34 protein-coding genes are annotated in these 26,477 nt (G+C 71.0%); 7 read left to right on the plus strand and 27 right to left on the minus strand.

Annotated features, from left to right (window positions below; genetic code table 11):
* Nucleotides 1-4: 4 nt before the first annotated feature.
* From ACFXOM_RS33765 to ACFXOM_RS33855, 19 genes are all read right to left on the minus strand, one after another.
* A complete protein-coding gene (locus tag ACFXOM_RS33765; RefSeq protein WP_385041140.1) occupies nt 5-232 on the minus strand; it encodes a hypothetical protein in 228 nt (75 codons plus the stop codon).
* Between the two features lie 26 nt (nt 233-258).
* Entirely contained in the window at nt 259-666 is a 408-nt protein-coding gene (locus tag ACFXOM_RS33770) for a hypothetical protein (protein WP_385041142.1), read from the minus strand.
* A gap of 101 nt (nt 667-767) precedes the next feature.
* Entirely contained in the window at nt 768-1,526 is a 759-nt protein-coding gene (locus tag ACFXOM_RS33775; RefSeq protein ID WP_385041145.1) for a hypothetical protein, read from the minus strand.
* Between the two features lie 26 nt (nt 1,527-1,552).
* On the minus strand, nt 1,553-2,245 hold the full coding sequence (locus ACFXOM_RS33780; protein ID WP_385041148.1) for a hypothetical protein: 693 nt from the start codon (nt 2,243-2,245) through the stop codon (nt 1,553-1,555).
* A 13-nt stretch (nt 2,246-2,258) separates the two neighbouring features.
* A complete protein-coding gene (locus tag ACFXOM_RS33785; RefSeq protein WP_385041151.1) occupies nt 2,259-3,107 on the minus strand; it encodes a relaxase/mobilization nuclease in 849 nt (282 codons plus the stop codon).
* Nucleotides 3,104-3,529, minus strand: a complete 426-nt coding sequence (locus ACFXOM_RS33790; RefSeq protein ID WP_385041154.1) for a hypothetical protein — start codon at nt 3,527-3,529, stop codon at nt 3,104-3,106. The genes ACFXOM_RS33785 and ACFXOM_RS33790 overlap by 4 nt, the downstream gene beginning before the upstream one ends.
* A gap of 100 nt (nt 3,530-3,629) precedes the next feature.
* Nucleotides 3,630-4,127 carry a hypothetical protein gene (locus ACFXOM_RS33795; RefSeq protein ID WP_385041156.1) on the minus strand — a complete coding sequence of 166 codons (498 nt, stop codon included), beginning with the start codon at nt 4,125-4,127 and terminating at the stop codon, nt 3,630-3,632.
* Between the two features lie 53 nt (nt 4,128-4,180).
* Nucleotides 4,181-5,443: an MFS transporter gene (locus ACFXOM_RS33800; protein ID WP_385041159.1), complete on the minus strand. Its 1,263-nt coding sequence runs from the start codon at nt 5,441-5,443 to the stop codon at nt 4,181-4,183.
* Nucleotides 5,444-5,466: 23 nt separating this feature from the next.
* On the minus strand, nt 5,467-6,567 hold the full coding sequence (locus ACFXOM_RS33805; RefSeq protein ID WP_385041162.1) for a hypothetical protein: 1,101 nt from the start codon (nt 6,565-6,567) through the stop codon (nt 5,467-5,469).
* A 129-nt stretch (nt 6,568-6,696) separates the two neighbouring features.
* Complete coding sequence (locus ACFXOM_RS33810; RefSeq protein ID WP_385041164.1) at nt 6,697-7,050, minus strand: hypothetical protein; 354 nt, start codon at nt 7,048-7,050, stop codon at nt 6,697-6,699.
* Entirely contained in the window at nt 7,047-7,505 is a 459-nt protein-coding gene (locus tag ACFXOM_RS33815; protein WP_385041167.1) for a hypothetical protein, read from the minus strand. The genes ACFXOM_RS33810 and ACFXOM_RS33815 overlap by 4 nt, the downstream gene beginning before the upstream one ends.
* Nucleotides 7,506-7,539: 34 nt before the next feature.
* Complete coding sequence (locus ACFXOM_RS33820; RefSeq protein WP_385041171.1) at nt 7,540-8,649, minus strand: hypothetical protein; 1,110 nt, start codon at nt 8,647-8,649, stop codon at nt 7,540-7,542.
* Nucleotides 8,642-9,382, minus strand: a complete 741-nt coding sequence (locus ACFXOM_RS33825; protein WP_385041316.1) for a glycosyltransferase family 2 protein — start codon at nt 9,380-9,382, stop codon at nt 8,642-8,644. The genes ACFXOM_RS33820 and ACFXOM_RS33825 overlap by 8 nt, the downstream gene beginning before the upstream one ends.
* Before the next feature lie 47 nt (nt 9,383-9,429).
* Nucleotides 9,430-9,909: a hypothetical protein gene (locus ACFXOM_RS33830; RefSeq protein WP_385041174.1), complete on the minus strand. Its 480-nt coding sequence runs from the start codon at nt 9,907-9,909 to the stop codon at nt 9,430-9,432.
* A 118-nt stretch (nt 9,910-10,027) separates the two neighbouring features.
* Nucleotides 10,028-10,576 carry a hypothetical protein gene (locus ACFXOM_RS33835; protein WP_385041177.1) on the minus strand — a complete coding sequence of 183 codons (549 nt, stop codon included), beginning with the start codon at nt 10,574-10,576 and terminating at the stop codon, nt 10,028-10,030.
* An 8-nt stretch (nt 10,577-10,584) separates the two neighbouring features.
* Nucleotides 10,585-11,604, minus strand: a complete 1,020-nt coding sequence (locus ACFXOM_RS33840; protein ID WP_385041180.1) for a hypothetical protein — start codon at nt 11,602-11,604, stop codon at nt 10,585-10,587.
* Between the two features lie 106 nt (nt 11,605-11,710).
* Nucleotides 11,711-12,490 carry a hypothetical protein gene (locus ACFXOM_RS33845; protein WP_385041183.1) on the minus strand — a complete coding sequence of 260 codons (780 nt, stop codon included), beginning with the start codon at nt 12,488-12,490 and terminating at the stop codon, nt 11,711-11,713.
* A 34-nt stretch (nt 12,491-12,524) separates the two neighbouring features.
* The gene (locus ACFXOM_RS33850; protein WP_385041185.1) at nt 12,525-13,019 is read right to left on the minus strand and encodes a hypothetical protein; all 495 of its coding nucleotides are present in this window, start codon (nt 13,017-13,019) and stop codon (nt 12,525-12,527) included.
* Between the two features lie 149 nt (nt 13,020-13,168).
* Entirely contained in the window at nt 13,169-13,390 is a 222-nt protein-coding gene (locus tag ACFXOM_RS33855; RefSeq protein WP_385041187.1) for a hypothetical protein, read from the minus strand.
* 42 nt (nt 13,391-13,432) lie between these two features.
* Here ACFXOM_RS33855 and ACFXOM_RS33860 point away from each other — a divergent pair, with 42 nt between their 5' ends.
* Nucleotides 13,433-13,582, plus strand: a complete 150-nt coding sequence (locus ACFXOM_RS33860) for a hypothetical protein (protein WP_385041190.1) — start codon at nt 13,433-13,435, stop codon at nt 13,580-13,582.
* Nucleotides 13,583-13,665: 83 nt separating this feature from the next.
* On the opposite strand, the gene ACFXOM_RS33865 is transcribed toward ACFXOM_RS33860, so the two are convergent.
* The 8 genes from ACFXOM_RS33865 to ACFXOM_RS33900 all read right to left on the minus strand — a co-directional run bounded on the left by ACFXOM_RS33865 (nt 13,666) and on the right by ACFXOM_RS33900 (nt 21,833).
* A complete protein-coding gene (locus ACFXOM_RS33865; protein ID WP_385041193.1) occupies nt 13,666-14,640 on the minus strand; it encodes a ParB N-terminal domain-containing protein in 975 nt (324 codons plus the stop codon).
* The gene (locus ACFXOM_RS33870; protein ID WP_385041196.1) at nt 14,594-16,108 is read right to left on the minus strand and encodes a VirB4 family type IV secretion system protein; all 1,515 of its coding nucleotides are present in this window, start codon (nt 16,106-16,108) and stop codon (nt 14,594-14,596) included. Before ACFXOM_RS33870 ends, ACFXOM_RS33865 begins: the two co-directional genes overlap by 47 nt.
* 28 nt (nt 16,109-16,136) lie before the next feature.
* The gene (locus ACFXOM_RS33875) at nt 16,137-16,583 is read right to left on the minus strand and encodes a DUF6238 family protein (RefSeq protein WP_385041199.1); all 447 of its coding nucleotides are present in this window, start codon (nt 16,581-16,583) and stop codon (nt 16,137-16,139) included.
* Between the two features lie 35 nt (nt 16,584-16,618).
* The gene (locus ACFXOM_RS33880) at nt 16,619-18,091 is read right to left on the minus strand and encodes an SCO6880 family protein (protein ID WP_385041202.1); all 1,473 of its coding nucleotides are present in this window, start codon (nt 18,089-18,091) and stop codon (nt 16,619-16,621) included.
* 86 nt (nt 18,092-18,177) lie between these two features.
* Nucleotides 18,178-19,578, minus strand: a complete 1,401-nt coding sequence (locus tag ACFXOM_RS33885) for an ATP-binding protein (RefSeq protein ID WP_385041205.1) — start codon at nt 19,576-19,578, stop codon at nt 18,178-18,180.
* 21 nt (nt 19,579-19,599) lie between these two features.
* Nucleotides 19,600-20,283, minus strand: a complete 684-nt coding sequence (locus tag ACFXOM_RS33890; protein WP_385041208.1) for a hypothetical protein — start codon at nt 20,281-20,283, stop codon at nt 19,600-19,602.
* Nucleotides 20,283-20,594: a DUF6112 family protein gene (locus ACFXOM_RS33895; RefSeq protein WP_385041210.1), complete on the minus strand. Its 312-nt coding sequence runs from the start codon at nt 20,592-20,594 to the stop codon at nt 20,283-20,285. Before ACFXOM_RS33895 ends, ACFXOM_RS33890 begins: the two co-directional genes overlap by 1 nt.
* Nucleotides 20,595-20,714: 120 nt before the next feature.
* Complete coding sequence (locus ACFXOM_RS33900) at nt 20,715-21,833, minus strand: C40 family peptidase (RefSeq protein WP_385041213.1); 1,119 nt, start codon at nt 21,831-21,833, stop codon at nt 20,715-20,717.
* 510 nt (nt 21,834-22,343) lie between these two features.
* On the opposite strand from ACFXOM_RS33900, the gene ACFXOM_RS33905 reads away from it, so the two are divergent.
* The 6 genes from ACFXOM_RS33905 to ACFXOM_RS33930 all read left to right on the plus strand — a co-directional run bounded on the left by ACFXOM_RS33905 (nt 22,344) and on the right by ACFXOM_RS33930 (nt 26,376).
* Complete coding sequence (locus ACFXOM_RS33905; RefSeq protein ID WP_385041216.1) at nt 22,344-23,099, plus strand: DNA-methyltransferase; 756 nt, start codon at nt 22,344-22,346, stop codon at nt 23,097-23,099.
* A gap of 250 nt (nt 23,100-23,349) precedes the next feature.
* Nucleotides 23,350-23,907, plus strand: coding sequence for a DUF4913 domain-containing protein (locus tag ACFXOM_RS33910; RefSeq protein WP_385041319.1), 558 nt, complete (start codon nt 23,350-23,352; stop codon nt 23,905-23,907).
* Complete coding sequence (locus tag ACFXOM_RS33915; RefSeq protein ID WP_385041219.1) at nt 23,904-24,386, plus strand: hypothetical protein; 483 nt, start codon at nt 23,904-23,906, stop codon at nt 24,384-24,386. The genes ACFXOM_RS33910 and ACFXOM_RS33915 overlap by 4 nt, the downstream gene beginning before the upstream one ends.
* 18 nt (nt 24,387-24,404) lie before the next feature.
* Entirely contained in the window at nt 24,405-25,109 is a 705-nt protein-coding gene (locus ACFXOM_RS33920; RefSeq protein ID WP_385041222.1) for a hypothetical protein, read from the plus strand.
* Entirely contained in the window at nt 25,079-25,876 is a 798-nt protein-coding gene (locus ACFXOM_RS33925; protein ID WP_385041225.1) for a hypothetical protein, read from the plus strand. Before ACFXOM_RS33920 ends, ACFXOM_RS33925 begins: the two co-directional genes overlap by 31 nt.
* Before the next feature lie 179 nt (nt 25,877-26,055).
* Nucleotides 26,056-26,376 carry an SH3 domain-containing protein gene (locus ACFXOM_RS33930; protein ID WP_385041322.1) on the plus strand — a complete coding sequence of 107 codons (321 nt, stop codon included), beginning with the start codon at nt 26,056-26,058 and terminating at the stop codon, nt 26,374-26,376.
* Nucleotides 26,377-26,477: the final 101 nt, after the last annotated feature.

Below are 26,477 nucleotides of genomic sequence, written 5' to 3' on the forward strand. Positions count from 1 at the left end.
GGGGTCAGTGGTGGTGGCGGTGGCCGATCCGCCGGGCTTCGCTGAGGACGGCCTCCGGGCGTGTCCCGGCCAGCGGGGAGACGCGGTCGGGGCCGGTGGCGATGCACGCCCGGAGGTAGCGGCGGAACAGGGCGGTGGCCAGGCTGGGCTTGAGACGCCGGGAGATCGGCGGGGTGGTGCGGGGTATTGCGGGAGCTCCAGTCGGTGGTGCGGTCGGGGGCGGCCCCGGCACGTGGGCGCCGGGGCCGCCGTTCGGGCTTACGGGCTACGTCGGCTCCTCGCCCGGGGAGCTGGGGCAGCGGACGAGGCCGGGCTCTGCGCGGCGGGCCGGGCCCGGCGGGCGCGTACCTCGTGCGCGGCCTGCTGGTAGGCGGGTTCGTCGAACAGATCGGGGTCGATGTTGACCTTGTATCCGGCCATGAGGAGGGAGGGGATCGCGCGGCTGGCCAGGCGCTTCTGGTCGGCGTCGTCGAGGTGTTCGGGGACGATGTGCCAGACGTAGCAGGGGCCGGCGGTGCGGACCTCCTGGCGCTCCAGGCCGAGGTGGTCGAGCAGGTCGAGGAGCTGCTCGGGCGCTCCGGTCGGGGTGGCCGCGTAGATCGTGGTGGTCAGGGCCTTGGTGTAGATCTCGACGTCGGTGCCGCAATCGTCGGCACGATTGCCCAAAGGTGGTGCTCCTGTTCAGCGGCGGCGCGCAGTGGGGGCGGTCGGTGGCTTCAGCGGACCAGCGCAAGGCCGCACCAGGAAGTCGGGCTTCGTTTGTTGGCTCATCGGCCCCTGGCGGTCGTGGTCCGGGCCTTGGCCGGGGCCGGCGGCGTGGCCGGCGCGGTGGCGGTGGGCGCGATGAAGCCGGAGGGGTGCTGGAGTGCGACGGTGATGCCGTGGGCTGCCAGCTGCTGTCCGGTCTCGCGAACGGCGCGGGCCTGTTCGGCGGTGTCGTCGCCGTTCAGCCGGTAGATGTTGGTCTGCTTGTCGTGGACGAAGCCGCCCGCGGCCAGGATGGCGGAGGCCGTCTCGCCGACCGGGGCGGCGGCGAGGCTGCCGTCCACCTGCCAGGTCAGGACGACACGGTCAGGCTGGGACGGACGGACGGCGGCGGCTGCGTTGTGGCGGGCCTGGGCGAGCGCGGCGTCGTAGCGGGCGAGCAGGTCGCCGGCGACCAGCTCGGCGCTCAGGAAGGGGTCGTCGCTCAGGGCGATCCCGTACGGTTCCCGTATGCCGCGGTACGCCTCGTCGGGCACATCGCGCGGGCCGACGGCGGCGATGAGGAAGCCGCCGAGTTCGTCGTGCCGGTCGATGACGGCCACCTGGGCGCCGTCCTGTCGGGTCAGGACGGCGGCGTGCCGCAGCGGGTGCTCGGCGAGGGACTCGGCGACGAGGTCCATATCCCAGATGCGGTTGGTGAGTTCGGCGAGGTCGTCCTTGTGCTCGGGTGAGTGGTAGGCGCTGGCCCAGGTGTCGGGCAGTTCGCCGGCGAGGACGTCGGCGAACGAGGCGAGGCGTTCGGAATCTTCGTGGTCGTGCATGGTGTCCTTGGGCGGGGAGATAGGGGTCAGCGGCGCAGCCCGGCCTTGGCCGGGGGCGGCGGGGGCACGGTGCGTGCAGGCGGTGGGCAGGCGCACACGGCCGACCGTTCACGCTCGCCGGCAGGGACCTCTTGGGTGCAGGTGCTGCGGCCGGGGTGCGCAGCGTGCCGGTCGGCGAGGGCGGTGCGCGTGTGGGCGAGATCGCTGCGGATGATGTGGAGGCGCTCGTCGGCGAGGTAGCGCAGGCGGCGGGCGATGTGTGGGTCGGCTGCGCCGCCGAGGCCGTCGTGGAACTCGGCTGTCGTGACGAGCACGTCGTCGAGGGCGGTGAGGATGCCGTCGTGCGAGGCGGTCAGCTCGGTGAGGACGTCGGCTGCCTCCTCGGTGGTGGTGGCGTGCCGGATCCGCTCGGCGAGATGGGCGATGGAGGCACCCAGCGGCAGGTCGCGGGCCGGGCGGCGCTCGGTGTCGAAGTCGTTGTCGCATTCGACGTGGTATCCGACGGCCCGCAGCCGGGCCACGGCTTCGGTGGCCAGACGCGCCTCGTCGTGCCCGTCCAGGCCGGTGGGAGCGCGGTGGTAGGTCTCATGGACGCGGACCACCGGGACGAAGCCCGCGCGCTGAAGGACGCTGTGGGCCTCGCCGTCGCCGCCGCGGGCCAGGACCTCTGCGGAGTGCGGGTCGCGGCGGATGAGCAGGAAGCGGTCGGCCAGGGGCAAAGAGACGTTTCTCCTAGAGTGATCTATGTGCGGTGTGCCGCACGGGGGACGGCGCTGCGGTGACAAGGGGCGGGGCGGTCAGGCGTGTTGCCGTTGCGTCGAGGTCCTGCTGGATGCGGTAGAGACGGTGGGCGATCAGCTCCAGGGCGTGCGCCGTGTCGCGGCCGGTAGCGCCGGGCTGCAAGGCGATCCGGTGGGCGGCGTGTTCGACGAGTCCGCGGACCGTGGCCAGCGGGCCGGACTGCTCGTCGGCGAGCTGCGAGAGGACCGTGGCGAGCGGTGCCGAGGCGGTCGGTGCCGGCCGGGCGGCGATCCGGGGCTCCGGAGGTGTGCGTACGGGAAGGAGGTGCAGGTCCTGCTCGATGCGGCTGGCTTCATCAGAAAGCCGTCGCAGGAGATCGGCAGGCTGCTGCTGCCACGTGCCGTCGAGGCGGATCAGGTTGGCGATCACATCAAGGCGTCTCGGCTGGGCCTGGACGGCGATCCAGCGGCAGCCGTTCTCGTTGCCGGGGATCTCGATCCCGGCGGCTCGGGCGAGGCGGTGGGCGACCTCGGCCCACTGCGCACCGGTCAGATCACGGTCGTCGGGGTGGAGCCGGACACCCAGGTGGAAGATCGCCCGCCGGTCCTCGTAGGGGCTGGCGGCGAAAGGGTGCTCGATGAGCGGATCGTCGAGGTGTCCGGCCCACTGGGCGGACGTCCAGGTGGCCTGCTCGTCGTCCAGGGTGTAGAAGTCCATGCCCGGCCAGTAGGCGACGACTGTGTGCTCGGTGAGGCCCTCGTCGGTTGACACCGGGCGTGCCAGAGCGTCGCCGAGCGGTTCGTGGGCGGCGATGGCGCGCTCGTTGACGCGCGGGATCACCGACTCCCCCGGGCATCGGCGACGTGGACCAGCTGGTTGAGCGCCGTGATGGTGTACCAGCCGCAGTCGATCAGCGTGTCGTGTCCGTTGTGCTTCGGCAGGAGGTGGTCCTCCATGGCGCGCAGGTAGATCAGGCAGTCCGGGCACCGGCGGGAGAGATGCACGAGGTAGCGGGGGTGCGCGGTGATGTAGGTCTGGGCGCCGCCGGTCGCGTCGCGCAGTCGCCATCCGTCCTCGTCGGTCGGGGTGTGCCAGGACGGGGCGACGATGCGCATCGAATCCCCCCACAGTTCCCCGCCCGCGACTCCCTTGAGGACGACGACCTGGTCGCCGGCCTGGAAGTGGGCGTGGGTGATGTCCCGGGCCGGGGTGAGCGGGTCGGGCGTCGGCGCGAACGCCGGGGTGGTCGGGGGCAGGCTCATGTGGATCCTCACACGGGGCGGGGGTGGCGGTGGGAGGATCAATGGTCCGGAGGATCGCCGGTTTGGCTAACCGGCGATCCTCGGCTATGTTCCGCCGCTGTCAGCGAAACGGGTTCTCCGTCCCCTTATCCGTCTCGGTGGCCGCGTCGAGGAGTTCGAGCAGGTCAGAGCCTTCCGTGTCCCGCTGGTCGATCCACCATCCGGCGCGGCTGATGATGCGGGCCTTCTCCTCCAGCTCCGCCCAGTCCGCCTCGTCCCAGGTGCCTTCGACGACGAGAGCGGTATGCGCGGCAGACATCAGCTGGTGGCGGGAACGCTCACCCCACTCCAGAGCCCGCTCCGGGCCCTCCAGCGTCGGCATGTCGAACTTCGCGGCCCACTCCGCGGCGGCCTGCTGCTCCTCGGCTCGCTTGGTGGCGAGCCACTGCTCCTTGGACTCGGTGTCGGCCTCGCGCGATGCCTTCCAGCAGTCGGTGCAGTCCCGGCCACCGAGCCAGCGGGCGAAGCCGGCGCGCTTGTCGGCGGGACGGTTCGAAAGGTCGTGATCCACACTGTGTCCACAGGTGTGGACAACATTCCAGGTCGTACGGACAGCCATGGATGAATCTCCTTGATCGGTTGCAGAAGGGGGGAGTTGCGGGTGCCGACCGTTCAGGTGCGTGCGCACCGGGTCGGCCGAAGGCGGCGGCGGTGCGTGCCGTGCCCGCTCGGGGAGAGGCGGGGTCGGGCGAGGAGCAGGACGGTTACGGCGAAGGCTGCTCCGGCGGCGGGCAGTGCGGCGCTGGCGAGGGGGTGGTCGGCGAGGTGGCCGGCGAGGGCGGTGCCGGCGGCCTGCCCGGCGCCGATCGACAGGATCAGCCACGCGTACGCCTCGCTCGTGCGGCCCGCGGGGGTGAGGGTGTCAGTGGTTATGTAGGCGCAGGCGACCACGACGGTGAGGAACGCGCCGGGCGCGACGACCGCGACGGTGGCGCCGTACGGCCCCGGGAGGGCAAGCAGTGGCAGCCACCCCGCGAGGAAGGCGGCGGTGCCGGCCAGGAGTTGGTGGGTGGCGGACCCAGGCCAGGTGCGGCGCCCGTAGAGGAGTCCGCCGAGGAAACTGCCGGTGGAGAAGGCCGCGGGCAGCAGGCCGGACAGCATGTCCTGGCCATGGGCCTCGGCCATGGCGACGGCCCACACGTTCAGGGCGCCGATCGCGAAGCCGATACCCGCGAGGGAGACGAACAGCAGCACCAGGCCGGGGGAGTGCAGCCGCTGTGCCGGTGTGCCGCCGGGGTTCCCCGCTGCGGGAGCCCATCGGCGCGACGGCGGCGCGGTGGCGACGACGGTCGTGCCGGCCAGGCCGAGGACGGCGGTGGCGACCAGGGCGAGGGAGGGGCTGTGTGCGGCGGCGAGTGCGGCGGCGAGCAGGGGGCCGACGATGTACAGCAGGCCCTGCGTGCCGGTGTCCAGGGCGAGGGCGGCGTGCCGAAGTCGCTGGTCGGGCAGCACGCTGGGCCACAGGGCTCGCATGCCGGCTTCCAGGGGAGGCGTGCTCAGACCGGCCGCGACGACGATGACCGTGGAGAGCGCCCGCTCCCCGTGGGGTCCGGCCAGGGGGAGGGCCAGGAGCAGGCTGGAGTTGAGCAGGGCGGTGGGGACGTGTACGGCGGTCTGTCCGTAGCGGTCCATCAGGCGTCCCTTGACCGGCTGTGCCAGCGCGGAGGCCAGCCCGTACAGGGCGCTGAGCAGGCCGCCGAAGGCGAGGCTGCTGCCGTTCGCGGTGATCCACAGCAGGATCGCGATGGGCGCCATGCCGTTGGGGAGGCGGCCGGTGAGGGTGCCGCCGAGGAGGCGGGCGACGTACGGGCTGCCCAGCACCGCGCGGTAGGTGATGCGCGGTGCCGGGGCCGCCGAGGGAGCGGTCAGGGACAACGGGAGCTTTCTGTCAGGGAGCTTTATGGGTGGCGCGCGGGTGCCGTGGTGCGGGGAGGCGCCGGGGGCGTGGTGCCCAGGGCGGGGCGCGGGCGGATCCGCGGGGGCTTGGGGGCGCGGTGCGGTGGAAGGACGGCGACGGTGGCGCCGAGGTCCTCTGCGGCGTCGTGGACCTCGCGGGCGAGGAAGTCGAGTTGCCGGCCGAGTACGTCGAGCCGGGCACCGATCTGCCGGCCCTGGACGGTGTCGAGCGCGTACGAGAACTCGGCTGCGGCGCACAGGACGTGCTGCAGGCGGACCATAGGACCGGCGCCGTAGCCCTGTTGCGTGGCACTGAGCAGCACCTCGGAGACGTCGCCGGCGGCGCGGGCCTCGACAACCTCCTGGACCAGCTCCTGCAAGGGCCGTTCGGGAGCAGGCTCGGGACGGTTGAACCGGGACGCGGCATCGGGCCGCAGGACTCCGGGCGGGACCGCTCGCGACAGCGCCTGCCCGGCCGCGTACTCGTGTTCGTAGTGCCCGATGACCTCCCAGCCCGGCGCGCCGGGGTCGCCGGCGAGAGCAACCACCGTGGAGTCGTCGTCCTGGACGAGATGGGCGAGCGTGATGCGGCGGCCGTCGGCCACGTACCACGACTCGATCAGGTCCAGTGCGCCTCGCAGCTGCGCCGATTGGGCCCTCGCAGTCCACATCTGCCGTTCCTCGCAGCTCAGCTCACGTTCGGGCTGGTGGTGCTGGTCTGCGAGGTCGGTGGCGATGGAGCTGTGATCCGCCCAGACGGCGAGGTGCGGCCACACGGCCGTGTGCTGCTCGCGCTCGGCGTCCGAGCCGGGGACGGCGGGCCGGTCGAGGACGCGGACGATCTCCGTGTGGGAGGCGGCGAGGCCGTCGAGCAGCGCTCGCCACGCCGGGACGTGTCGGGCGGGCGGCAGCTCGTCGAGAGCGCGGCCCGCTGCGTCCAGCAGTTGATCGGCATGCCGGGCGAGATACGCGGCGTACGCCTCGACAGCGGCTTGGTTGCGCCGGGCACGGGCAGCGGACGCGGCGTCGTGGTGGACCGTGCGCCCGTAGCGGTCCCGGGTGGTGTCCAGTGCGGCCTCGGCCGCGCGGTCGATGACAGCCATCCGCAAACGGAAGTCGCGGGCCCGTGAGACGAGGTCGGCCACGGCAGTCGCTGAGGTGTCGGGTATCAGTTCCTCCAGGGGGTCGGTGTCAGCGGTGACGGCCAGCGCTGGTAGTCAGGCCGGGGCCGCTCAGGAGCGGGGTCGGCGGGGTGCGGGCGGCGGCGGTGCCTGGGCCGTCATTGCTGTCCTCGTGAGGCGGTTGGCCGCCGGCGGCGCGTTGGTGGTGGGTGTGCGCAGTGACGGGTCGAGGTCGACGCGGTAGCGGGCGGCGGACAGCATTTCGGCGGCCCAGGTCGCGTGCTCGTTCTCCCACGCTTCGCCCAGGTCGAACGGGAGGCGGATCCAGTGCCCGCGCAGGGACGGTTCGAACAGGAAGCCCGCCCGTCGCAGGACGTCGGCGGCGAAGGCATCGAAGGCGCCGTCGACTTCGACCTCGCCACCCTGTCCGCGGGTGATGCGGATCGGCCTGCTGTCAGGTCTCATCGGGACCGTCCGGTTGCGGAGGCGGTGAGGTGGACGGTGGGTGCGTAGGTGGGCTTCGGCGGGATCGGCAGCCGGGCTGCCGGCGGCGTGGTGGTGGGCGCCTTACCGTGCTGGGATGACCTGCCGGCGGCCTGTGCGATGCGGCTGCGCCGTTCCATCAGCCCGTGGGGCCGGACAGGGCGGGGCGGGCTCGCCGAGGCTGCGGGGTCGAGGGCGACGTCGGCCTGCACCGTGTAGCCGTGGCGGCGCAGGTCGTGGACGGCCTGGCGGGTGCGGCGCGGACCGTCGCGCTCGGGCTCGGTGAGCCGGAAGAGACCCGGCTGGTCGGGTACGGGCTCGAACTGCTCCCGCACGAGGAACCAGTGGGCCAGGTGGGCGGGCATGGAGGCGGTGAAGGCGGCGACGAAGCCGTGCTGCTCGTGAGTGCCGAAGGCGAAGTGAGTGCCAGGATCCAAAGAGGGAGTTTCCTTACGGTGGCGGTGCCGCAGGTCAGCGGCATGGTGCGGGCCGACCCGGGGGGAGAGGGCGGGGCGGCGCCGAGACGGCCAGGGCGGGGCGCTGGTGCGGGACTGCTGCTCGTGCCTGGCGAAGGAACGGTTCGCCGTGGGTGATCCAGGCTTCGATGGCCGACCATGTCCGCGTGTTGCGCTCCGGGCGGCTGAGCGGCGTGCCGGCTATCAGCTCCTCGCGCACCGTCTCGGCGTCGCCGAGCGCGCCGGCCAGCCGCGCGAGGGCATCGGTGTCCTCGGGACGGTGGGTGTCGGTGGGGCCGCGCCGGTCGAGCAGGGCGGGAGCGTGGACCAGAACGGTTAGGAACTCGCGCCAGGCGTCGTCGAGGAACTGATCGGTCGCGGCCCCGAGCGCGTCGATGGCCAGCGGCGTGGCGTCGCTGTACCGGCCGGAGGCGACCATGGCCGCCCAGGTGTCGTGCTCGGTGCGGATGCGGTCGAGCGCGTCGGCAACTGCCGTGGTCCGACGAGCATGGACAGCGCGGTCGTACGCGGGCAGGTACCGCTCGGTGATCGCCTTCGCCGCCCGGCCGGGAAAGGGCGGCAGGACGATGCTCGCCGGGGCGTGCCGGTCGCCGTAGCCTTCTCCAAGAAACTCAGGGACGAAGGCGCCGACGAGGTAGCCGAGTTGCTGGCCGGGCCGTTCGACGAGCAGCAGGGTCGTCCCGGATGTGTCGGTGAGGGTGGCGGCGTACGGGATGCGGCAGCTCTGTACGGCGCGGCCGAGTTCGCCGCTGTCCCACAGCCAGGGCACGAGGTCTCCCTGCCACATGGGGTGGGAGTAGACCTCGACCTGCGCTTTCCACTGGCCGGGCAGCAGACGGGCGATGTCACGGGCGGCGTCGCCGATGAAGCGCCGGCTGCTGGTGGACACGCTGGTGCGGTGCCGCTCGGCGCAGCGGATCAGACCAGCCACCGTCGTGCGGGAGGCGTCCGGGTCGTCGGCCGCGAGGCAGTAGACGCCGGCCTCGCCGCGGCGGAAGCCGGACTCCTCCAACGCCGTGTGGGCCCAGCGGTATTGCTCGCCGCCGGCGATGGCGACGATGCCGGAATCCCGGCTGTAGGCGAGGGTGATGTGTGCGTCAGTCACGGGCGAGGGCCTGACCGGCTCGTACGGCCGAGCGCAGGCTGAGTCCGTAGGCGTGCGCGTGCTCGCGGGCCGCTGCTTCCAACTGGTCGTACGACGTCTGCTGTGTCATCTGCCCCGGGTGCTTTCGGTACCGGTACACCGGCAGGCGCAACAGAATCCCCGGGGCGAGGGCTGTGACGCCGACGGCCGCCATGTAGTCCTCGCCCTGGACGAGGCCGCCCATCGGGGCTGCGCGTACGAGGTCGGTGCGGGCGAGGATCGTGGTCGGCCCGATCGGGATCGTGTCCTGCGGGTCAGTCCAGTAGTTCATGACGTCGCCGGCCTCGTGCCGGCCGGGCGGCACCGGGCACCGCCACAGGGCGGTCGTACCGTCGGGGTGCAGGTCCTCACTCCACCCGGCGCACCAGCCCACACCGGTCGATTCCAGGGTGGACAGCCGTACGGCCATGGCGTCGTCGGTGAACTCGTCGTCATCGTCTGCCCAGTTCACGTACTTGGTGCGGACGTGGGTGAGGGCGAGGTTGCGGGCGCAGGCGGCGCCGACCGGGCGGCGCAGTGCGAGCGTGCGGACGCGGGGATCGGCCGTGAGAGGCGCGGGCAGACGGCTCGGGTCGGCGCCGTCGAGGGCGATCACTGCCTCCCACGGCACGGACTGCCGGCTGAGGCTGGCGTGCATGGCGGTCAGGTAGTCGAGGCGGTCCTCGCGAAGTCGGGTGGCGATGACGACGGTGATCGGGGGCGTGGGCAGGGGAAATTCTCCGGGGAGGGCAGGTGGTGGGGTCAGCGGCGAGATGTTGAACGGGAGGGGCTCGACGTGGGAGTGGTCTTGGGCCCAGCGGCCGGGGCGGGAGTGGTGACGGGTGCCTTCGAGGGGGCGGGCCAGTGAGCCGGGTGGTTGCTGAATCCGAGGCGAGGGTCGGTGTTCCAGGCGACGACGGGTCCGGCCTCGGCGTGGAGCACGCTGATCACTTCGATCCCGTGGGGGCGCAGAACATAGCCCCAGTGCAGGTTCTGATCGGCTGCGGTCTTCTCGGTGACCGTCATGCGGACCGGCGGTGAGCCGTCGGGGCTGACCAGGTGGTCCAGGGTGCTGCTGGGCCAGTGCTCTCCGCCGGTCAGGGCAGCCACGATCTGGGGCGGGGTGCCGTCGAGGAGATCGGTGCCCAGCTCATCCCAGCCGACGGCGACGCCATCCACGAGATGCCGCGCCATCGCCTCGACGTCATGGCCGAACCGATACTGGTGGGCGGCGAGCAGCATGGGCAGCTTCTCGCTCGGCTGGCCGTCGAAATGGACGTAGATACCGGTGTAGCCGGTGTCGGTGGGGCGGGCGATGAAGGAAGAAGTCGACAGAAGGGGCCTCCAGAAGGCTTCGGGACTACCGGCCGGGTGTCGGGCCGGCGGGCGAGGCAGGCGGCGGAGCCGGAGGAAGCCCTGGCGCTGTCTCAGGCCGGCCCGGCGGCGGCGGCTTGGGTGCTGGCGCGGGGTCGTATGCGGCGCGCAGGATCGTCAGGTCGGCCTGGTCCGCGATGGCTGTCACGGACAGGCTGCGGCTGGCCGCTTCCATCAGCAGCTTGGGCGGCGAACCCTTCTCCGCACCCCGGTGCTGGCCGCGCCACCGGGCGGCGGCCAAGAGGTATTCGCTCACGGCACGCAGGATGGGGTCGGCGGCGTCCAGAAGGCGCTGGGTGACGGCGCTGACCTCGGCCGGGGTCTGCGCGGCGGCGAGTGCGGCGAGATACGGGGTCAGGTCAGGGCTCGGCAGCGGCTCGTCCGGCAGCGGGTGCTTGGCCAGGAACGGCTCGGCGTCCCGTCTGGCCCAGCGGAGCAGATCACCGCGGGTGGCGATGCCGTAGCGGGCGGCGGCGATCTGTTCGGCGTCGCGGCCCACGTTGTCGTACAACTCGAAGTCGGGGTTCTGGGGCACGGGACCTTCTAGACGGAGGTGCTGGGGCCGACGGCCTCGGCGTCGGTGCGGCGGCAGCCGTAGCCCAGGAGGCTGGACGGCTGGGGCACGCTCGGGACTGCTGCGATGTCCGAGCAGGTGAACGTGTAGGTGAAGGCGGGGCTGGGGCTGGTGCCGAGCCAGGCCCGGTCGTGCTTCTCCGGAACGATCCCCAGGCCCGGGGCGGTGACCGCGTCGTGCTGGGTGTGGGTGTGGGAGAAGACGACGAGCGCGCCCGTGGTCGTCTTCAGCGCGTACGCGTCGGTGAACTCAGGATCGGCGGCGGCAAACCGTGTGGTGCCGCGGGGACCGAACTTCCGGGTCGTCTCGTCGTGGACCTTGATCTGACGCTGGGCGGCTTCCGACGGGTTGAAGACCTTCTTCCCCGTCGTCTCGCCGCCGGTGGCGAAGTTGTCGGTCACGGCCGAGCGCAGCACGCCCACTGGTGCGGCCAGGTACTTCGAGGAGGCGTCGACCGCGGTGGCGTACCCGTCCTTGTCGAGCACGATTTCCGGGAGTTGCTTCGGATCGTCGAGGTCGACGGCGGCCACCATCTCCCACTGCTTCGACTTCGTATTCTCGGCCAGTATCAGCACGCGGGCGTACTGCTGCTGGCTGTCGGCACGGGTGACGGCGGCGAACCACCGCTGCTGTCCGTCCTTCAGGCGCGGGATGTAGAGGTCGGTGGCCGAGAGGTCGTACGACCAGGGCCGGTACGGCTTTTGGTCGGCGTTCGGCAGGGCTTCGTCCTGCTTGAGGTCGGCCAGGGACATCGCGTACCGGGGGCCGCCCTCGACGGTGTCGAGGAGCGCGCGGTCCTTCTCGGCGTGCGCGAGGTTGTTGGTCGTCGAGTAGTGGGTGATGGCGTCGCGTGCCTGCGCAGGGGTGAGTGCGGGGGCGGGCGTCGGCGCGACGCTGGCGCTGGGGGCCGTCTTCTTGGCTGAGGGGTTGCTGTCGGCGTTGGTGCAGGCGGTCGCGGCCAGGGCGACAGCGAGAGCCGCGGTGATCAAGGGCAGGGTGCGGCGATGGCGAGCGTGGGGGATGGGTGCTCCTTGTGCTGTGGAAAAGGGGAAGGGGGTGGCGGGGCCGGTGTCGGGGCTCCGGTCCGGTGTCGGTTTACCGGTGGCGCGCGGCGGCAGCGGCGCTGGTCGGCGAGGGAACGGGGAGGCGCGGGGGCGTGGTGGTCGGTGTGGTGGTGTGGCGGAGGTTCACGCCGATGCCCTTCTGGGCGAGGTGGTGCACCAGTGCCCGCAGGCGGAGCGCGCGGCCGTCCTCGCCGTACGCGGCGGGCAGCAGGAACGCGGCCTGGTGCGGGTGGTACTGGAACCCGAGGGCGTACAGCGTCGTACGGGCGTCCGCGGGGACGCTCTTGTACGGAGTGCCGAGTGCGCCGTCCTCGTACCAGGTCAGGGTGACGACGTCGGCCATCTGCGGCGGTCCGGGCCGGAGCGGGGGTTCGGGCTGGCCGGCGGCGTTGCGCAGCACGGTGTCCAGGGCCTGCTGGTAGCGGGGCAGCAGGCGAAGGGTGACCTGGGCGGATGCCTGTGCCGGCTGGTCGGGGACGGCGATGCCGTTTGGTTCCTTGACGCCGGAGAAGTGGTGGGGCTTGATGCCGGGCTTATCGGGCTCGAGCGGTGCCACGACGAACTGGTGCCGGTACAAGGGCCGGTCGGTGACGTAGAGCTGTCGTCCATCCTGGTCGTGCAGGACGGCGTGGTGACCGAGGACGTACTGGCTGACGATGTAATCGACGTGGCCGACGTCCCAGAGTCTCTCGCCGGTGCCGAACTGCTCGTCGTAGGAGTTGTGTCGGACGTACTCGCTGTTCCATTGGCCGGGCAGCCGGTCTGCCAGGGCGGTGGCGAACGCGGAGAGATCCGTGCGGGGTGTGAGCATGTGCTCCCAAGGCGATGAAGGGGCGGGTGCGCTTCTAGCGGCGGGAGCGCGGCGGGCTGGAGGCGGCCGAAGGGCCCAAGGGCGAGGGGCGTGCTGCGGCCGGCCGGGCGGGCTGTTCTTCGCCTGGGCTCCCTGCGGGCGGGGCGTAGTGGGCCAGCAGATTCTCCAGGTCGGCCTGGGCGACTTGCGTCGAGGCCGACCGGACACCGTGGGCGGCGTCGCGCAGGAGGCGCACTGCCTGTGGCGTGTGACGGTGCTCGTGGCCGGCCCAGAGGGCTACGGCCACGAAGTGGCCGGCGATGTGGTCGAGCAGGGGCGCGGTGGCGTCGACGAGCCGGTGGGTGACGGCGCTGACCTCGGCGGGCGTCTCGGCCTCGGCGAGTGCGGTGAGGTATGGAGTCAGATCGGGGAGCGGTAGCGGCTCGTGCGGGAACGGGTGCGCGGCCAGGAAGGGCTCGGCGTCGCGACGGGCATAGCGGTGAAGTGTGCTGGGTGAGGCGTCATGCTGTTCGGGATCTGGGTACGGCAAGGAGAGGTCCGATCTGGTTGCTCGTGGCGAGCGGTTTCAGGTCGATGGTCCGTTGCTGACCAGGTGGTCCATGGCGCTGCTGGGCCAGTGCTCTCCGCTGGTCAGGGCCGCATATGGGAGGCGTTCGCGACCAGGGACCTGCCGACGGGTTACGGCTCATCGAAGGCGAGATCGTCCAGGGTTCCCTGCCGGTAGTGGAAGACGGTCTCTTCGAGCTGGGAGAGCCGCTCGCAGGAGGGGTTCGCACGGAAGGCGTCTGTGCGGTCGAGGGCGTACTGCTGCTTTTCCGCCTCTGCCGCGATGACCTGGGCGGTGTTCCGGGAGGAGATGCGGGCCCACTGGGTTGTGTCGGTGGGGGTGGCGTCCTTCATCCACACCCAGATGCCCTGGCCGAGCCGGAGGACGCTGTGCGGGTGGTACAGCCCGCCGGTCCTGCGGTGGCGCCGGGGACTGCGGCGTTCGCCGAAGTCGCGCGCGACGGCTTGGGAAGCTTTGTGGAAGGCTGCATCGCTCAGTTCCTGGTCCTGGCACAGGCGTTTGGCCAGAGCTTCCTGGAATTCTGATGTGTGTATGCGACCGACGTCTGTGGTGACCTGCAGGGCTACTTCGAGAGCGAGCTTTCGGAGTGCCGGGTCGAAAGGGTTCTTCAGGGAAGGTCACGCTCCTTCCATACCGACGCGATCTCCTGCAGTGCCGTCGCCGCGTGTGCGATGACCTCCCGGGTCACGGCGCGTCCTGGAGGAGCGAACTCCGCGTCGTAGAGGGCGAATGTCTTGCTGCCGCGGACTTGCGCGAGGGACGGCAGAACTTCGCACAGGAGCTGCGTGGCAACCCGTCGCTGTCGCGTCTCTTCCTCTTGCCGTGCCTTGCGCTCTGCCCAGGCACCTTGCAGAGTCAGCTCACCCTCCACCACGCGGGCGGCGAGGGCCGGATCCTCGTTGCGGAGTCTGGCCAGCTGGGCTTCCGCCGAGTCGGTCAGCGCCTTCTTCTGCCTGGCGGTTTCGTAGGCGCGGTCCAGCCCGACGGCGCCGCTGATCACAGAATCGACGAGTTCAGGTGCGTGCTGCCACACGACATTCGCCCTTCCGATTACGGCGCGCGCGACTCCGAGCTGCTCCTCAATGTCCCTGACCGTGTGTCCCTTTTCGGGACGCGCTTCGTGTCCCCCATCGGGACAAGCCTCATGTCCCTTCTCGGGACAGGCTTCGTACCCCATGGTCGCCCGGGCTTTGACCGTGATCATCGCGGACTGGCCCTTGGTGAAGCTGCGGCGTTTGAGGTTGACGGACAGGCTGTAGATGTCGGCCCCGGCGCCGTCGTATGTGATGAAGGCCGGCTCGATGTACAGACGTTCACAGACCGCGAGCCTGCCGCGACCGTCGAGGATCCGGCCTGAGCGGTCCAGAACGATGGGCTGGAGAAGTCCGTTCTCCTGGATGTCGTGCATGAGGACAGCCAGGTCGTCCTCGTCGAGCGGCGGGATGAGGGAGTTCGTGGGGTGGGATTCGATGATGATCTCCGTCGGGGAAGGCGTAGTACCTGCTGGGTGTGGTTCTCCGGGCGCCCGGGCGCCGTCAGTGCATGCGGGCGTCGGTGTCGAACAGCGCCAGCTCGTGCCCATGCAAAAGATGTTGAACAATGAATGATCTTCCGGCGACCTTCCAGAGGCCGCGCCCGCGGTTGAGGTGGGCGATGGCTTCGGATTCGACGGAGGTCAGGCCGAGCAGGGAGGCGGCGGCGTGGAGCTGGTCGGTTTCCTGCCGGTAGATGATGCGGGTGGAGCAGTCGGCGAGGAGGCCCTCGGCGAGGGCGCGGCCCTGTGATCCGGCGTCGCCTGCGGTGAGCAGGTCGGACAGCCGGTGGATGACCATGAGGTTGGCGATGCCGAGGCCGCGGCTCAGCTTCCACTGGGCCTGCATGCGCTGGAGCAGGCCGACGTGACGCATCAGGCGCCATGCCTCGTCGTAGACGATCCATCGCCGGCCGCCGCGGGGGTCGGTGAGTGCGGATTCCATCCAAGCGGAGGCGCAGGTCATGGCGAGGACGAGGGCGGTGTCGTCGCCGGATCCGCCGAGCCGGGACAGGTCGATGGTGAGCATCGGCGCATGCGGGTCGAAGCGCACGGTGGAGGGGGCGCCGAACATGCCGGCGAGGTCGCCGTGGACGAGGCGGCGCATGGCGTGGGCGAGGTCGCGGGCCGCGTCGCCGAGCCGTCCGGACATCATCCCGGCGGCTTCTTCGAGCTGGTCGGGGTTGTTCAGGGCGGCGGCGACGTCGCCGAGGAGCGGGGTGCGGCCGGCGGCGGCAGCGTTGGTGACCACGGCGTCGAGGGCGACGTCGAGGGCGGTGTGCTCCATGGGCAGCAGGTCCCGGCCGAGGACGGTGCGGGCCAGCGAGCCGAGCAGGAGGAGCCGGCGCTTGCGGATCTCGCCGACCCAGTCCGCCTCGGTGATGCTCTCCGGCCGGGGCGCGGCGTCCAGCGGGTTGAGGCGGCCGGGCAGTCCGGGGCCGAGGGCGACGGATGTACCGCCCAGGGCGTGGGCGACGGGTGTCCATTCGCCCTTGGGGTCGCAGGGTACGTAGATGCGGTAGCCGAAGGCGACCGACCGGAGCGCGAAGCTCTTGGCGAGCGCGGACTTGCCCTGGCCGATCACGCCAGCGAGCAGCACATTGGGGTTGGTGAAGCCTTCGACTTTGCCGTACAGGGCGAACGGGTCGAAGACGAAGGATGCTTCGGCGTGGACGTCGCGGCCGATGTAGATGCCTTCGGCGCCGAGTCCTCCTTCGGCGAGGAAGGGGTACGCGCCGGCTGCGATGGCGGTGGTCATGCGGTGGGCCGGCAGTTTCAGGCGGTTCCCGCGTGCGGATGCAGGTCCGGGGCGTCCGTTCGGCGGGTAGAGGGGTGCGGGAGTTTCACGTTCCGCCGGTGCGGCTTCTGCGTGGTGGGCTGTTGCTTCGGCGCGTGCCTTGGCGGCGGCTTCGGCGAGCTGGCGGCGGGCAGCCTTGCGGCTGGCCCGGTCGGTGCCGTGCGGGGTGAACAGGGGGCTGGCGGTGGCACGGCGGGCGCGGCGGGCGGGCCGGTGGCTCATCGGGGGCCCTCGTTTCGGCGGATGGTGCTCATCGGACGCACGTCGTGGTGTGCGAACGGAGGTCGGTGGGGGTGGTCTTGCGGCGGATGGTGTGTCCGGCGGAGAGGTGGCGCTGGCAGATCGTGAGGACCGGCGGTCCTTCCGGAAGTCGCTCGGGTCGGCAATCGGTGGCGTTCGCTGAAGCGGCGGGGATGAGGTGGAAGGCGGTGTGGACTTCGGCGGTGGCCTGCCACAGCCGCGTGTTCGCTGTGGCGAGGTGCCGGCCCGCGGTGGGATGTGCGGGGCGCGTGGTCTCGGCGAGCTGGTCGAGGAGCTGGTGCAGGGCGGTGAGGTGGGCGTGGAGCACGTCGAGGTGGACTCGGTCCGCCGGCCCGCGTGGCGCCGACCGGTTGAGGGCGAGGGTGTGGTGGTGCACTCCGGCGGTCGCGGCGCGGAGATAGGGGTGCGCGTCGTCGGCGCGTGGAAGAGAGGTCAAAGGGCTAGGTTCCTTCCTGCCGCCGGGGACAGGGATCACAGGGCGGTGCGGGCGAGGGGTAGCGCGGTGAGGGTGAAGGCGTCGGGCTGCTGGTAGTTGAGGCGGCGCAGGTCGACTCCGGCGGTGACGGCGGCGGTTTCGATCTGTGCGCAGGCGGCGTCGAGGAGGGCGTCGGTGTCGGCGGTGACGGTGACCAGGCCGGTCAGGGCGACGTCGGCGTGGCCGGCGATGAGCTGCCGTTCGCGGGTTTTGACGTCGGCGTACTCGACGGAGTCTTCCTCGCTGTCGACCTGTCCGCGGCGGGCGCGTTCGCTGGCGTCGGCGATGATCGCCGCCTTCTTGCGCTGGACGTCGCGCAGCGCGGACTCGAGTCCCTGCGGCACGTAGACAAGGGACAGGCTGCGGCGGACTCCGGCGGTGAACATCAGCCCGTGCAGGAATCCGGCTCCCATTTCCGTGCGAGGCCAGTTCTCCACCCAGTAGGTGGCGTGGCGGGCGGTGTCGGTGGCGAGCCGGTCGTACTCCTCGAACTGGACGACTGGCCCCGCGGCTGCCGGGTCGGCTTCGGCACGGCCGGTGTCGGACCACTGCTGGAGCGCGGCGAGCGCCCCCGGGTCGTAGGCGGTGCGGATCACGGCGGCGATCTCCCGGGCGCTCAGCCACCCGGTGACCATCAGACCGGCGTTGCGGGCGGCCTGGGCGATGGAGGCGGTGGTCTGCTCCATGACGGTGAACGCGCCCGGCAGCCCTCCGCCGGCCTGGGAGATCAGACGCTTGGCGGCCTTCAGGTCGAGGGAGATGGCGAGGTAGGTCTCGTGCGGGGCGGCGGCGGGTCCGGCGGAGGCGACCAGTTCGGAGTAGACCTGCCCGGCGACCGGAGCCTCGGGCTGTCCGTGCTGGGCCCAGTGCCGGGCGAGGGTGTCGCCGGAGTCGGGGACGGTGCGCTCCAGGACCTGCACGGTGGCGACGTGTCCGGTGCGGGCGATGCCCGCCAGAGCGCGCCCCCACCCGTTCACGTTGTGGTTCTGCGTGGCAGGGTCGAGCAGCGCGAACGCGCGGCTGCTCACCCGGGCGATGGCGGTCAGGGTGTGCCGGTGCGGGTCGTGAACGGCGGCGGCGCCGTTGGCGGAGTCCCCGGGGGTGACGACCTTCAGGGAGGCGGCGGTGCCGGGCAGGTGAAGGATGCCGTCCTGCCGGGGCCGGGTGACCGGTCGGGCGAGCCAGAGGGTCTGCCCGGTGCGGCGGCGGTGGGCGTAGCGGGTGACGATCGGAGCCCAGTCGATCAGTGACCGGCCGTGCCGGCGGATCGCGACAAGCGCGGCGACCGCCGCCCACAGCGGGGCGAGCGCGATGGCGCCGAGCAGCCCGGCGGAGACCACGGTCGCCAGCAGCAGCGCCAAGGCCGCGGACACGAGCACGAGCTGCGGCAGGGAGAGGCCGAGGAGGATGCCGCGGCGGGAGCGGTGGGGGAACTTCACCGTGACCGGGGCGACGGAGAGGTCAGACATAAGGATTGGTTCCTGGGGACGCGGGACGGGGCCCCGAGGGCGGGAGGCGGGGGGGCCTCCCGCCCAGGGGGTGTGGGAAGGGCCGATCAGGTGCCGGTCGGCGCAGGCGGCGGGGAGGCCGTGCCGCTGCTCCCGGCCGCCGGGGTGGACGTGGGCGGGGCGCCCTGCGGAGGCGGGGTCGTGGTCGCCGGCGCGGACTGCCATCCGCCTGCCTGCCCGGCCGCAGCGCCCGCTCCGGAACTCGCCGGTCCGGAGCCGCCCGTGCCCGGGGTGCCGCCGACCTGGCCGCTGGTGTCGTCGGAGACGCTGGTCGGCGGGGGCTGCACGGCCTTCTCCAGACCGGACTTGACGGCATCGCCACCAGGCGAGACGCCGGATCCTTCGCCTTGCCCGCTGTCCTGGCCACCGCTTCCGCCGGTCGAGTTGGGGGCGATGTCACCGGGGAACCCGCCACCAGGAATGGAGTCCGGTCCCTGGGGAGCGGCCCCCGCTCCAGCACCGGCTCCGGCGGCGGCACCTCCGGTTCCGGCGGTGGCCGCCATCGCGGCGGCCTTTCGGGTCGCCTTCTCCGCGTGCTGCTTCGCGAGCTGCGCACCCGCGCCGCCGGCACGGTGGAGGGACTCGCCGTCGGATCCTTCAGCCGCCCAGTGGACGAACTTGAAGGTGGCGTAGGGGCACAGCAAGATCAAGACCATGATGACGATGCCCGCCATGACGTCGGCGAGCGCGGCGAGCCCGTCCTTGCTCTCGGTCTTGCCCATCGCGGCGATGCCGAGCACGAAGACGATCGTCATCAGCAGCTTGCTGACCACGAGGGTGGCGGTTGCTTCGATCCAGCCCTTGCGCCAGCGGCGTGCGGCTTCCCAGCCGCCTCCCGCGCCGGCGAACACGGCGAGGGTGACCATGACGAGGATGCCGACCTTGCGGACCATCATCACGCACCAGTACAGGAACGCGCCGATCGCGGCGCCGAGTGCGGCGAAGACCGTCACGAGCCAGCCGAGACCTGTGAGGGCGCCGAGTTGGCCGACCTTGACGATCCGGCGCACCGCGCTTTCGATCGAGAGGTTGGAGGCTTTGAGGAGTCCGGCGGACAGGGCGTCGATCACTTCGATCGCGACGGTGGTCAGGGCGATGGCGGCAAACGCGAAGATCACGCCGGACGCCGTCCCGGTGAATGCCTGCGTCAGTGCCTGCCCGTCGCGTCTGATCGCGGCCCGGATGAGCTGGGCGCAGAACGTGGCCACGAGCACGATCAGGCCGATGGGGAGAATCGTTTCGTAGTTGTCGCGGAACCATGTCGCGTTCAGGTCGACGCGGGTGGTGGCGTCGACCGCCTTGGCGGCGAGGTCGGCGGAGGCCGCGGCCAGCTCGCCGGCGGACTTCGCCATCCAGTCACCGATGGCCTTGCCGGGGTCGGATGCGAAGTCCACTGCCTCGCCGACCGCGCAGACCTTGTCCGCGAGGGGAAGGTCGCAGAATCCCATGGGGGAGCTACCTCCTTACGGTCAGGGCGCGACGCGCGGGGCGATGGCGACGAGCGAGCAGTCGGACGAGGGCCGGCACTGCACGGCGAGGGTGATGGAGCGGTCCTCCGCTCCTCCGCCGCCCTTGGACCAGGCGATGGTCTGCTTGCCGGTGACGGTGACGGCGTAGATGTACGCCTCGGTGATCGCGGAAGGGTCTTCGGCCAGGGCCTGCTTGAACGCCGCCGGGTAGTGCGCCCCCGTGACGGTGGCGGTGGCGTGCTGCTTCTGGTCCGCCATCCGCGACCACAGGACCGGGTCGGGCATCTGCGCGGAGACCGAGGCCCAGTCGCTGTACTGCGACTCCTTGGTCATCCACGCCTCCATGCCGGCGAGCTGCTGGGCGTGGTTGGTGTTCCGGGTGTCGTAGGACCAGAGCATCGCCGCGGCTTCCTTCGAGTACGCGAGGGGGTCGGAGATCCGCGGAGGTGCGGGGACCGAACCAACCTTGGCGGGCTGTTGCACGTCGTCCGGGGTCGGCGAGCTGCTCGTCGAGGCCGGGGCCGGGGTGCTGGAGGGTGCGCGGTGTTGTTCACCGCGGCCGGTGAAGTAGGCGGTCGCACCGGCGACGGCGAGCAGGACCACGAGGACGACGGCGATCAGGAGGGTGCGGCGGGTGGATGACCAGCCCACGCCGTATCCGGACAGTGAGAATCGTTTCTTCATCACTGGACCTGGGAGCCCAGGGCGGAGAAGAAGGCCACGATTCCGTTGGCGGCGCCGAGGCCGAGGGCCGCGCCTGCGGCGACGACGGCACCCTTCTTCCCGTTCGCCTCGGCCTGGTGGCCACCGGTGTGGTGGCCCCACGCCCAGACACCGAGGGAGACGGCGAGTGCGCCGACGACGGCGATGATGCCGAACATGTTGATCGAGCTGACGACGTTCTTGAGAACGGCGAGGCCCGGCAGGCCGCCTCCCTTGGGGGTGATGCCGGGGTCGAAGGCGAGATAGACGATCCGGTCGGCGAGCGGTGGCATGGGTATGGAGGGCTCCTTGCATGCGCGGGCCAAAGGGCACGCGCGAGAGGGCAGAAGAGGAGAGAGGGGAGTACGCGAGGGGCGCGAGAAGGCCAGCCGCAGAACGGCTGCGGGGCGGCGTCAGAGGACGCGGCGAGCGCTCAGGACGGTCCAGTCCTTGATCGGCGTGATCCGCACCGGCTTGCCGGTGCGCGGGGCCTCGATGACGAGTCCCTCGCCCAGATACATGCCGACGTGCTCGGGGCGCGCGGCGGTGCCGCGGCTGAAGATCAGGTCACCGGGCTGCAGTGCCTTCTGGGAGACGGCCTTGCCCTCGTTGACCTGCGTGTACGTCGTGCGGGTGAGCTTGATGCCGGCCTTGGCGTATGCCTGCTGCATCAGTGAGCTGCAGTCGCAGCGGCCCATCGGGTCGGGCCCATGCGGGGCGGTGCAGGTGCCGCCCCACTGGTACATCGTGCCGAGCTGGTGCATCGCCCAGACGATCGCCTTACGGGCCCGCGGGTCGGTGCCTTTGGGGATCTCGTAGCCCTTCGGGACGGCGCCCTCGGGGATCTTCCCGAACGACGAGCCGTCCTCGCCGCACCCGGAGGGGGCGGGAGATGGGTCGGTGCCCTTGGCGGGCTTGTCTTTGCCGCCGGCGCCGGGGAAGGTCGCGGCGATGGCCTTCTGCAGCGCGGTCGCGAGCGGCTCCCACTGTGCGTACGCGTCCGGGTAGCCGGACTTCTGCACGGCCTGGGCGGCCTGGGTGACGGTCATCTGCTGCCACCCCTTGACCTTCATGAGCTCCTTGTAGAAGCGCTCGCTGGCGTAGACGGGGTCTCGGATCTGGTCGGCGGTGCCCCAGCCCTGCGACGGGCGTTGCTGGAACAAGCCCAGGGAGTCGCGGTCTCCGTAGGAGAGGTTGCGCAGCCGGGACTCCTGCATGGCGGTGGCGAGGGCGACGATCTGCCCGCGTTTGGGAACATCAAGGCTGATGCCGGTGGCGACGATGGTCTGGGCGTGGGGGATCTGCTCGCCGGGCAGGTCCAGGCCCTCGACGCGGACTTTGGATGCGTCCGTGCCGTCGAGGACCTTGGTGACCTGTTCGGTGACCTTGCCGGTGTCGAGGTCGGGCAGGCACTGGAAGGTGGCGCTGCTACCGGTGGCGGCTTCGCTGGAGGAGGCCATCATGATGGCCGCGCCGCCGAGGAGGAGGGGGGAGAGGAAGACGACGCCGATGCCGGCGGCGAGCGCCTTCAACCGGTACGGCCTGCTCGCAGGTCACCGTTTACGGGCTGGAGCGGGTAACGAGGCGTCATAGACATGTCCTTGGGGATGCAGTGTCCGGCCTGCCGCGTGCGCGTGTGGTGGAAGGGTGCGGCGGCCGGGGTGGGCGAACGAGGTGTGCCGGCGTGCGGGCGAGTTGCCGCTCGGTCCGCGTGCCGGGGTGACCTAGGTGTGCCGGGGCAGGGGGAAACCTCCGCTAGGCAGGGTGGGATTCGGCCAGCGGCGGTGGCCGCCGGGCAGTTCCAAAACAGTAGGGCCGGATTGGCGGCCGACCAAAAAGTCGGCGTGAGGGGTCGGAAACCGACACCTCGGCACGGCACTTCTTGGTCGGCGGCGCATTGGCCTCTACAGTTTTGGGACTCCCCTCGCCCTTCCTCGGTCTGTGGCCCCTGGGCTCCTACATGCCCAATTCCGGCCCGCGAGGCTTTCCTTGTGCGACGGGGTCTTCTTCCTGGACCTTCACACCCGAATCGGGGTCTCTCTTTGCCTTTTTCCATGCACCAGGGCGACGCGCTCAGCGTCCTTGCCGGCCTTCCGGGCGACTGCGTCGATTCCGTGATCACCGACCCGCCGTACAACAGCGGCGGGAGGACGGCGAAGGAACGCACCTCGCGCAGCGCGAAGCAGAAGTACACCTCCGCCGACGCCGGCCACGGCCTTGCCGACTTCACCGGCGAGAACATGGACCAGCGCTCGTACGGGTTCTGGCTCACGCAGATCATGACCGAGGCCCATCGGCTGACGAAGGTCGGGGGGACGGCGCTGCTGTTCACCGACTGGCGTCAGCTGCCCGTCACGACGGACGCGATCCAGGCGGCCGGCTGGCTGTGGCGTGGGGTGCTGGCATGGCACAAGCCGCAGGCCAGGCCCCAGAAGGGCCGCTTCACGCAGAACTGTGAGTTCATCGTCTGGGCGTCCAATGGGCCGATCGACGCCTCCCGGAACCCGGTCTACCTGCCGGGTCTGTACAGCGCCTCTCAGCCTTCGGGCGCGAAGCGTCAGCACATCACGCAGAAGCCGGTGGAGGTAATGCGCGAGCTGGTCAAGATCGCCCCGGCGGGCGGCACGGTGCTCGACTTCTGCGCCGGCTCCGGCTCCACCGGAGTCGCGGCCATGCTCGAAGGCCGTGACTTCGTCGGCGTGGAGAAGACCGAGCACTACGCCTCCATCGCGGCCGACCGGCTCACCGACACCGTCCGCCAGACCCTCAGCCAGGACGACGTCGGCCTGACCGTCTGACGTCTCAACCCCGGTTTGCAGCGGGCATTCGGGATTTCTTTGTCCGGAGCCCCGATCCTTCCGTGGATATCCGGAAAGCCGGAAGGCCGGTCCGCACCGGTGATTGCGCTTCACCCCTATCTCCCATGGCTCATAGGAGGACTGCCTTTCCATGCCTGAACCCGTAGAACCCGATGATGAGGGGCAGTTGGAGCCGGTTCGTGTTCCCGACCCCCACCTCGAAGGGATCGAGGCCAGTGTCCGGCGGCTGATGGAGCAGTCCGCTCAGCAGGCCCAGCAGCTCGACCACCTCGCCTCCGCGCCGCCCCCAGGTCATTCACCGTTCGCCGCGTTCGGCATGCCGGGACTGAGCGGGCCGGCCCCGGTGACTCCGCCCGAGCCGCGCCCGATCCTGGAGCTGGAGGGCGAGGAGTACGAGGACGAGATCGACTCGCTGAGTGACTGGGTCGACGACTTCCTCCTGCCGGTCTACGGGGCCGAGGTCACCACGGCCGCGCCCTGGTGCCTGCAGTGGCAGGAGCACGACGACGTCGTCGCGTGGCTGCACGCGCTGTGGCTCGCCTACCAGCAGCACAAGGACCCCGAAGCGGGGCTGTCTGGCTTGTTCGTGTGGCACCGGGACTTCCTCACTCACGCCATCGCGGCGATCCGCGCACCCGGCGGCCCGCTGTCGGCGTGCATGACGTCCCCGGAGCGTCCCGCGCACCGGATCCTGCCCGGCCCGCCGCCGTCGGCACGCGCTGAGAAGACGAACACCGCTGAGAGAGACACCTCTGGTTCCGGGGAGCCAGGAGAGCCGACGTCATGAACACCGGGCAGCAGCCGGCCTTCGGCCTCAGCTTCGACCCACGGGCCCTGACCGACCTCCTCCAGGCCCCCGGCGACATCCGCGACCTCGCCCTCGCCCAGCTGCAGGACGTGGTGAACGCCGAACTGTTCGGTACGAAGCTGACCGGTGACCTGTCGGGCTACCGCAAGCTCGTCGTCGATTCCCGCAAGGAGTGGAGGGTCGTGTACGCCCTGCGTCCGGCGCCGCCGACGTCCGCTCATGGCAACGAGATCCACGTCGTTGCCGTACGGCCGAGGGCCCGCAACGACGTGTACGACACCGTCGGGCAACGGCTGGGGATGACGCGCCGGCCGCTCAGCGCCCGGACTCACGCTGCCCGCTCCCGCTCGCCGCAGCTCACGACGCGCCAGCCCGCCCCGAAGCCGGGACCGCTGCCCTCAGCGATGCCGGGGCTGCCCCGCCCTGCCCTCGGCGCCGCGCACCATCACGTCCGCTGACCCAAGGAGTACGTGCCTATGCCCCCTGATCCCGCGCCGGGAGGAGCCCGGCGTACGGTCTCCCCGCTCGACCACCGTGTCGAGGCCGTGACCGGCCACGACGTCGACACCCTGTGGGCCCACCGCGACCGCGGCGTCCTCGACGAGCCCCATGCCCGCCTGGTCGACCGGCATCGCGAGCTGGTCACGGCCGAGACCGGCGTGACCTTCTACCGCACCCTTCTTCACCGGCTCAGCAGCGGCGAGTTCCCCGTCGATGCCGCCCTGTTCGAGCGCATCGACCGCACGGTGGACCAGCTGGAGGAGACCGCTGCCGTGCGCGAGGCCGCCGCGGCCCGCGTGATCGCGGCCCTGGAGCCGATCGAGGCCGCCGCCAGCACGTCACCGGTGGCCAAGAGTGGACCGATCTCGGCTGCCACTCAGGCGCTGCTGCTCGCCATCGCCGGCGGAGCCAAGCTCTACGAGCATCTCCTAACCAGCCGGATGTCGGTGACCACTGCGTCCGGCACCCGCATCCCCTATGCCGAGCTGCAGCCGCTGGAAGACGCCGGCCTGGTCTCCCGGGACACCAGCCACCCCGTGCACGCCGGTCAGCCGGTCGCTCTGACCGACGCCGGCCGCGCCACGCTGTTCGCCGCCCGCCGGCCACCCACCACCACCCAGGTGCCGAAGCCTCCGGCTCGACCCGGCGTATGGCCGTCCGCCCCAGTGCAGCGGCGCTGAACTCCACCGAAAGGCATTTGTTGTCCTCCACGGAACCGGCGTCTGGCCGGAAGTCCATCCCCGAAGTCGATTTCGACCTGGACGACCTCGACGCTGACGAAGAGGTTTACCTCGACTTCTACCGCCAGGTCGCCGTCAGCCGGGACATGCTCATCCCTCTCGCCGAGCACCACTCCGCCGACGGCGTGCACAGCTACTACGTGCTGTTCGACGGCTCTGTCACCTGGGGGGTCCCCGGTGTGCCGCAGCTGATGGCCGTGCATCTCCAACGGGACCGGGAGAACGGGACGTTCGCCTTCGAGGGGGAGCGGCTGCCGCTGCCTTCGATGGCGCAGTCCTGGCTCATCCACCGTGGCTGCCCGCACGAGGTCATCGGCCTCAACCCCGAGTTTGGGCCGCCGTCGGCGGACGAGGCGACGCGCGCACTGGAGCACCGTCTCGCAAGCGACGGAGACCACTACGCCATGGGCGACTCCTACACCCGCGACGACCCGGACGACATGTTCACCATCGTGGTGCTGCGCGCCCTGGACGAGCGAGCTCCCAGCCCGTTCCGCGTCCTTGTCGAGGAGGTCGACACCGACGCGTGGACCCACACCCTGCGCGAGGGCGGCTTCGACACGGTCGACGAGGCCCTGCAGTGGTGCGACGACCGGCTCACCGGCACGGCTGGCCCCCTCCCGCCGGTCCGCCCGGCAGCCGCATTCACCCGCCCAACTGCCCAGCCGAAGGCTCCTGCTCCGCGCCCGCCCGGCCGATCGCGCTAAGCGCCAAGGACGGCGGGCGCGGCGAAACATAGCCGACGATCGCCGGTTAGCCAAACCGGCGTTTCTCCGGACTCTTATACAGCCGCCGGGACGACCCCGCGGCGCCATCCACGCAATCCCTGTGCCTTTACGGAGGTTTCTTCCGCATGCGTTCCACCCGAATTGCCATCTCCGCGGCGATGCTCGGAGCACTCGCTCTCCCGGTGCTGTCTGCCACCACCGCGAGCGCCGCCCCCGTGGCCACCGCCGTAACCGCGGCTCCCGCCAGCAGTTGCTCGTCTCTCCCGCCGCTGCCGTACGAGGTCCACGCCAAGGCCGTGACCATCCGGTCCAAGGCCACCACGAAGTCCACCGCGCTGGGAGTGCTCTATCGCAGCCACAAGTTCACCGTTCACAAGAAGAGCGGGAACTGGCTCTACATCACGGACAAGACCACCGGCGTGAAGGGCTGGGTCTCTGGCACCTACGTCTACCGCGACGTCCGAATGTGCCTCAGCTGACCGGCGTTCTGGGCAAACCGCCCGTGGCGTAGTAATCGCTCCTTCGCCGTATCCCACCCCCGTGAACAACCGGGCCGCTGTGCCCCTTTCGGAGAGGAGTT

This window comes from Streptomyces sp. NPDC059169 (assembly GCF_042755225.1).
In the GTDB taxonomy this organism is placed as follows: Bacteria; Actinomycetota; Actinomycetes; order Streptomycetales; family Streptomycetaceae; genus Streptomyces.

Bases quoted from the DNA above. Each gene is read 5' to 3' on its own strand.
- ACFXOM_RS33775 (WP_385041145.1), bottom strand. From the start codon at position 1,526: ATGCACGACCACGAAGATTCCGAACGCCTCGCCTCGTTCGCCGACGTC.
- ACFXOM_RS33790 (WP_385041154.1), bottom strand. From the start codon at position 3,529: ATGAGCCTGCCCCCGACCACCCCGGCGTTCGCGCCGACGCCCGACCCG.
- ACFXOM_RS33795 (WP_385041156.1), bottom strand. From the start codon at position 4,127: ATGGCTGTCCGTACGACCTGGAATGTTGTCCACACCTGTGGACACAGT.
- ACFXOM_RS33805 (WP_385041162.1), bottom strand. From the start codon at position 6,567: ATGGCTGTCATCGACCGCGCGGCCGAGGCCGCACTGGACACCACCCGG.
- ACFXOM_RS33810 (WP_385041164.1), bottom strand. From the start codon at position 7,050: ATGAGACCTGACAGCAGGCCGATCCGCATCACCCGCGGACAGGGTGGC.
- ACFXOM_RS33830 (WP_385041174.1), bottom strand. From the start codon at position 9,909: ATGCTGCTCGCCGCCCACCAGTATCGGTTCGGCCATGACGTCGAGGCG.
- ACFXOM_RS33845 (WP_385041183.1), bottom strand. From the start codon at position 12,490: ATGCTCACACCCCGCACGGATCTCTCCGCGTTCGCCACCGCCCTGGCA.
- ACFXOM_RS33855 (WP_385041187.1), bottom strand. From the start codon at position 13,390: ATGAAGGACGCCACCCCCACCGACACAACCCAGTGGGCCCGCATCTCC.
- ACFXOM_RS33865 (WP_385041193.1), bottom strand. From the start codon at position 14,640: ATGGGCACGAGCTGGCGCTGTTCGACACCGACGCCCGCATGCACTGAC.
- ACFXOM_RS33870 (WP_385041196.1), bottom strand. From the start codon at position 16,108: ATGAGCCACCGGCCCGCCCGCCGCGCCCGCCGTGCCACCGCCAGCCCC.
- ACFXOM_RS33880 (WP_385041202.1), bottom strand. From the start codon at position 18,091: ATGTCTGACCTCTCCGTCGCCCCGGTCACGGTGAAGTTCCCCCACCGC.
- ACFXOM_RS33885 (WP_385041205.1), bottom strand. From the start codon at position 19,578: ATGGGATTCTGCGACCTTCCCCTCGCGGACAAGGTCTGCGCGGTCGGC.
- ACFXOM_RS33890 (WP_385041208.1), bottom strand. From the start codon at position 20,283: ATGAAGAAACGATTCTCACTGTCCGGATACGGCGTGGGCTGGTCATCC.
- ACFXOM_RS33895 (WP_385041210.1), bottom strand. From the start codon at position 20,594: ATGCCACCGCTCGCCGACCGGATCGTCTATCTCGCCTTCGACCCCGGC.
- ACFXOM_RS33910 (WP_385041319.1), top strand. From the start codon at position 23,350: ATGGAGCAGTCCGCTCAGCAGGCCCAGCAGCTCGACCACCTCGCCTCC.
- ACFXOM_RS33915 (WP_385041219.1), top strand. From the start codon at position 23,904: ATGAACACCGGGCAGCAGCCGGCCTTCGGCCTCAGCTTCGACCCACGG.
- ACFXOM_RS33920 (WP_385041222.1), top strand. From the start codon at position 24,405: ATGCCCCCTGATCCCGCGCCGGGAGGAGCCCGGCGTACGGTCTCCCCG.
- ACFXOM_RS33925 (WP_385041225.1), top strand. From the start codon at position 25,079: ATGGCCGTCCGCCCCAGTGCAGCGGCGCTGAACTCCACCGAAAGGCAT.
- ACFXOM_RS33930 (WP_385041322.1), top strand. From the start codon at position 26,056: ATGCTCGGAGCACTCGCTCTCCCGGTGCTGTCTGCCACCACCGCGAGC.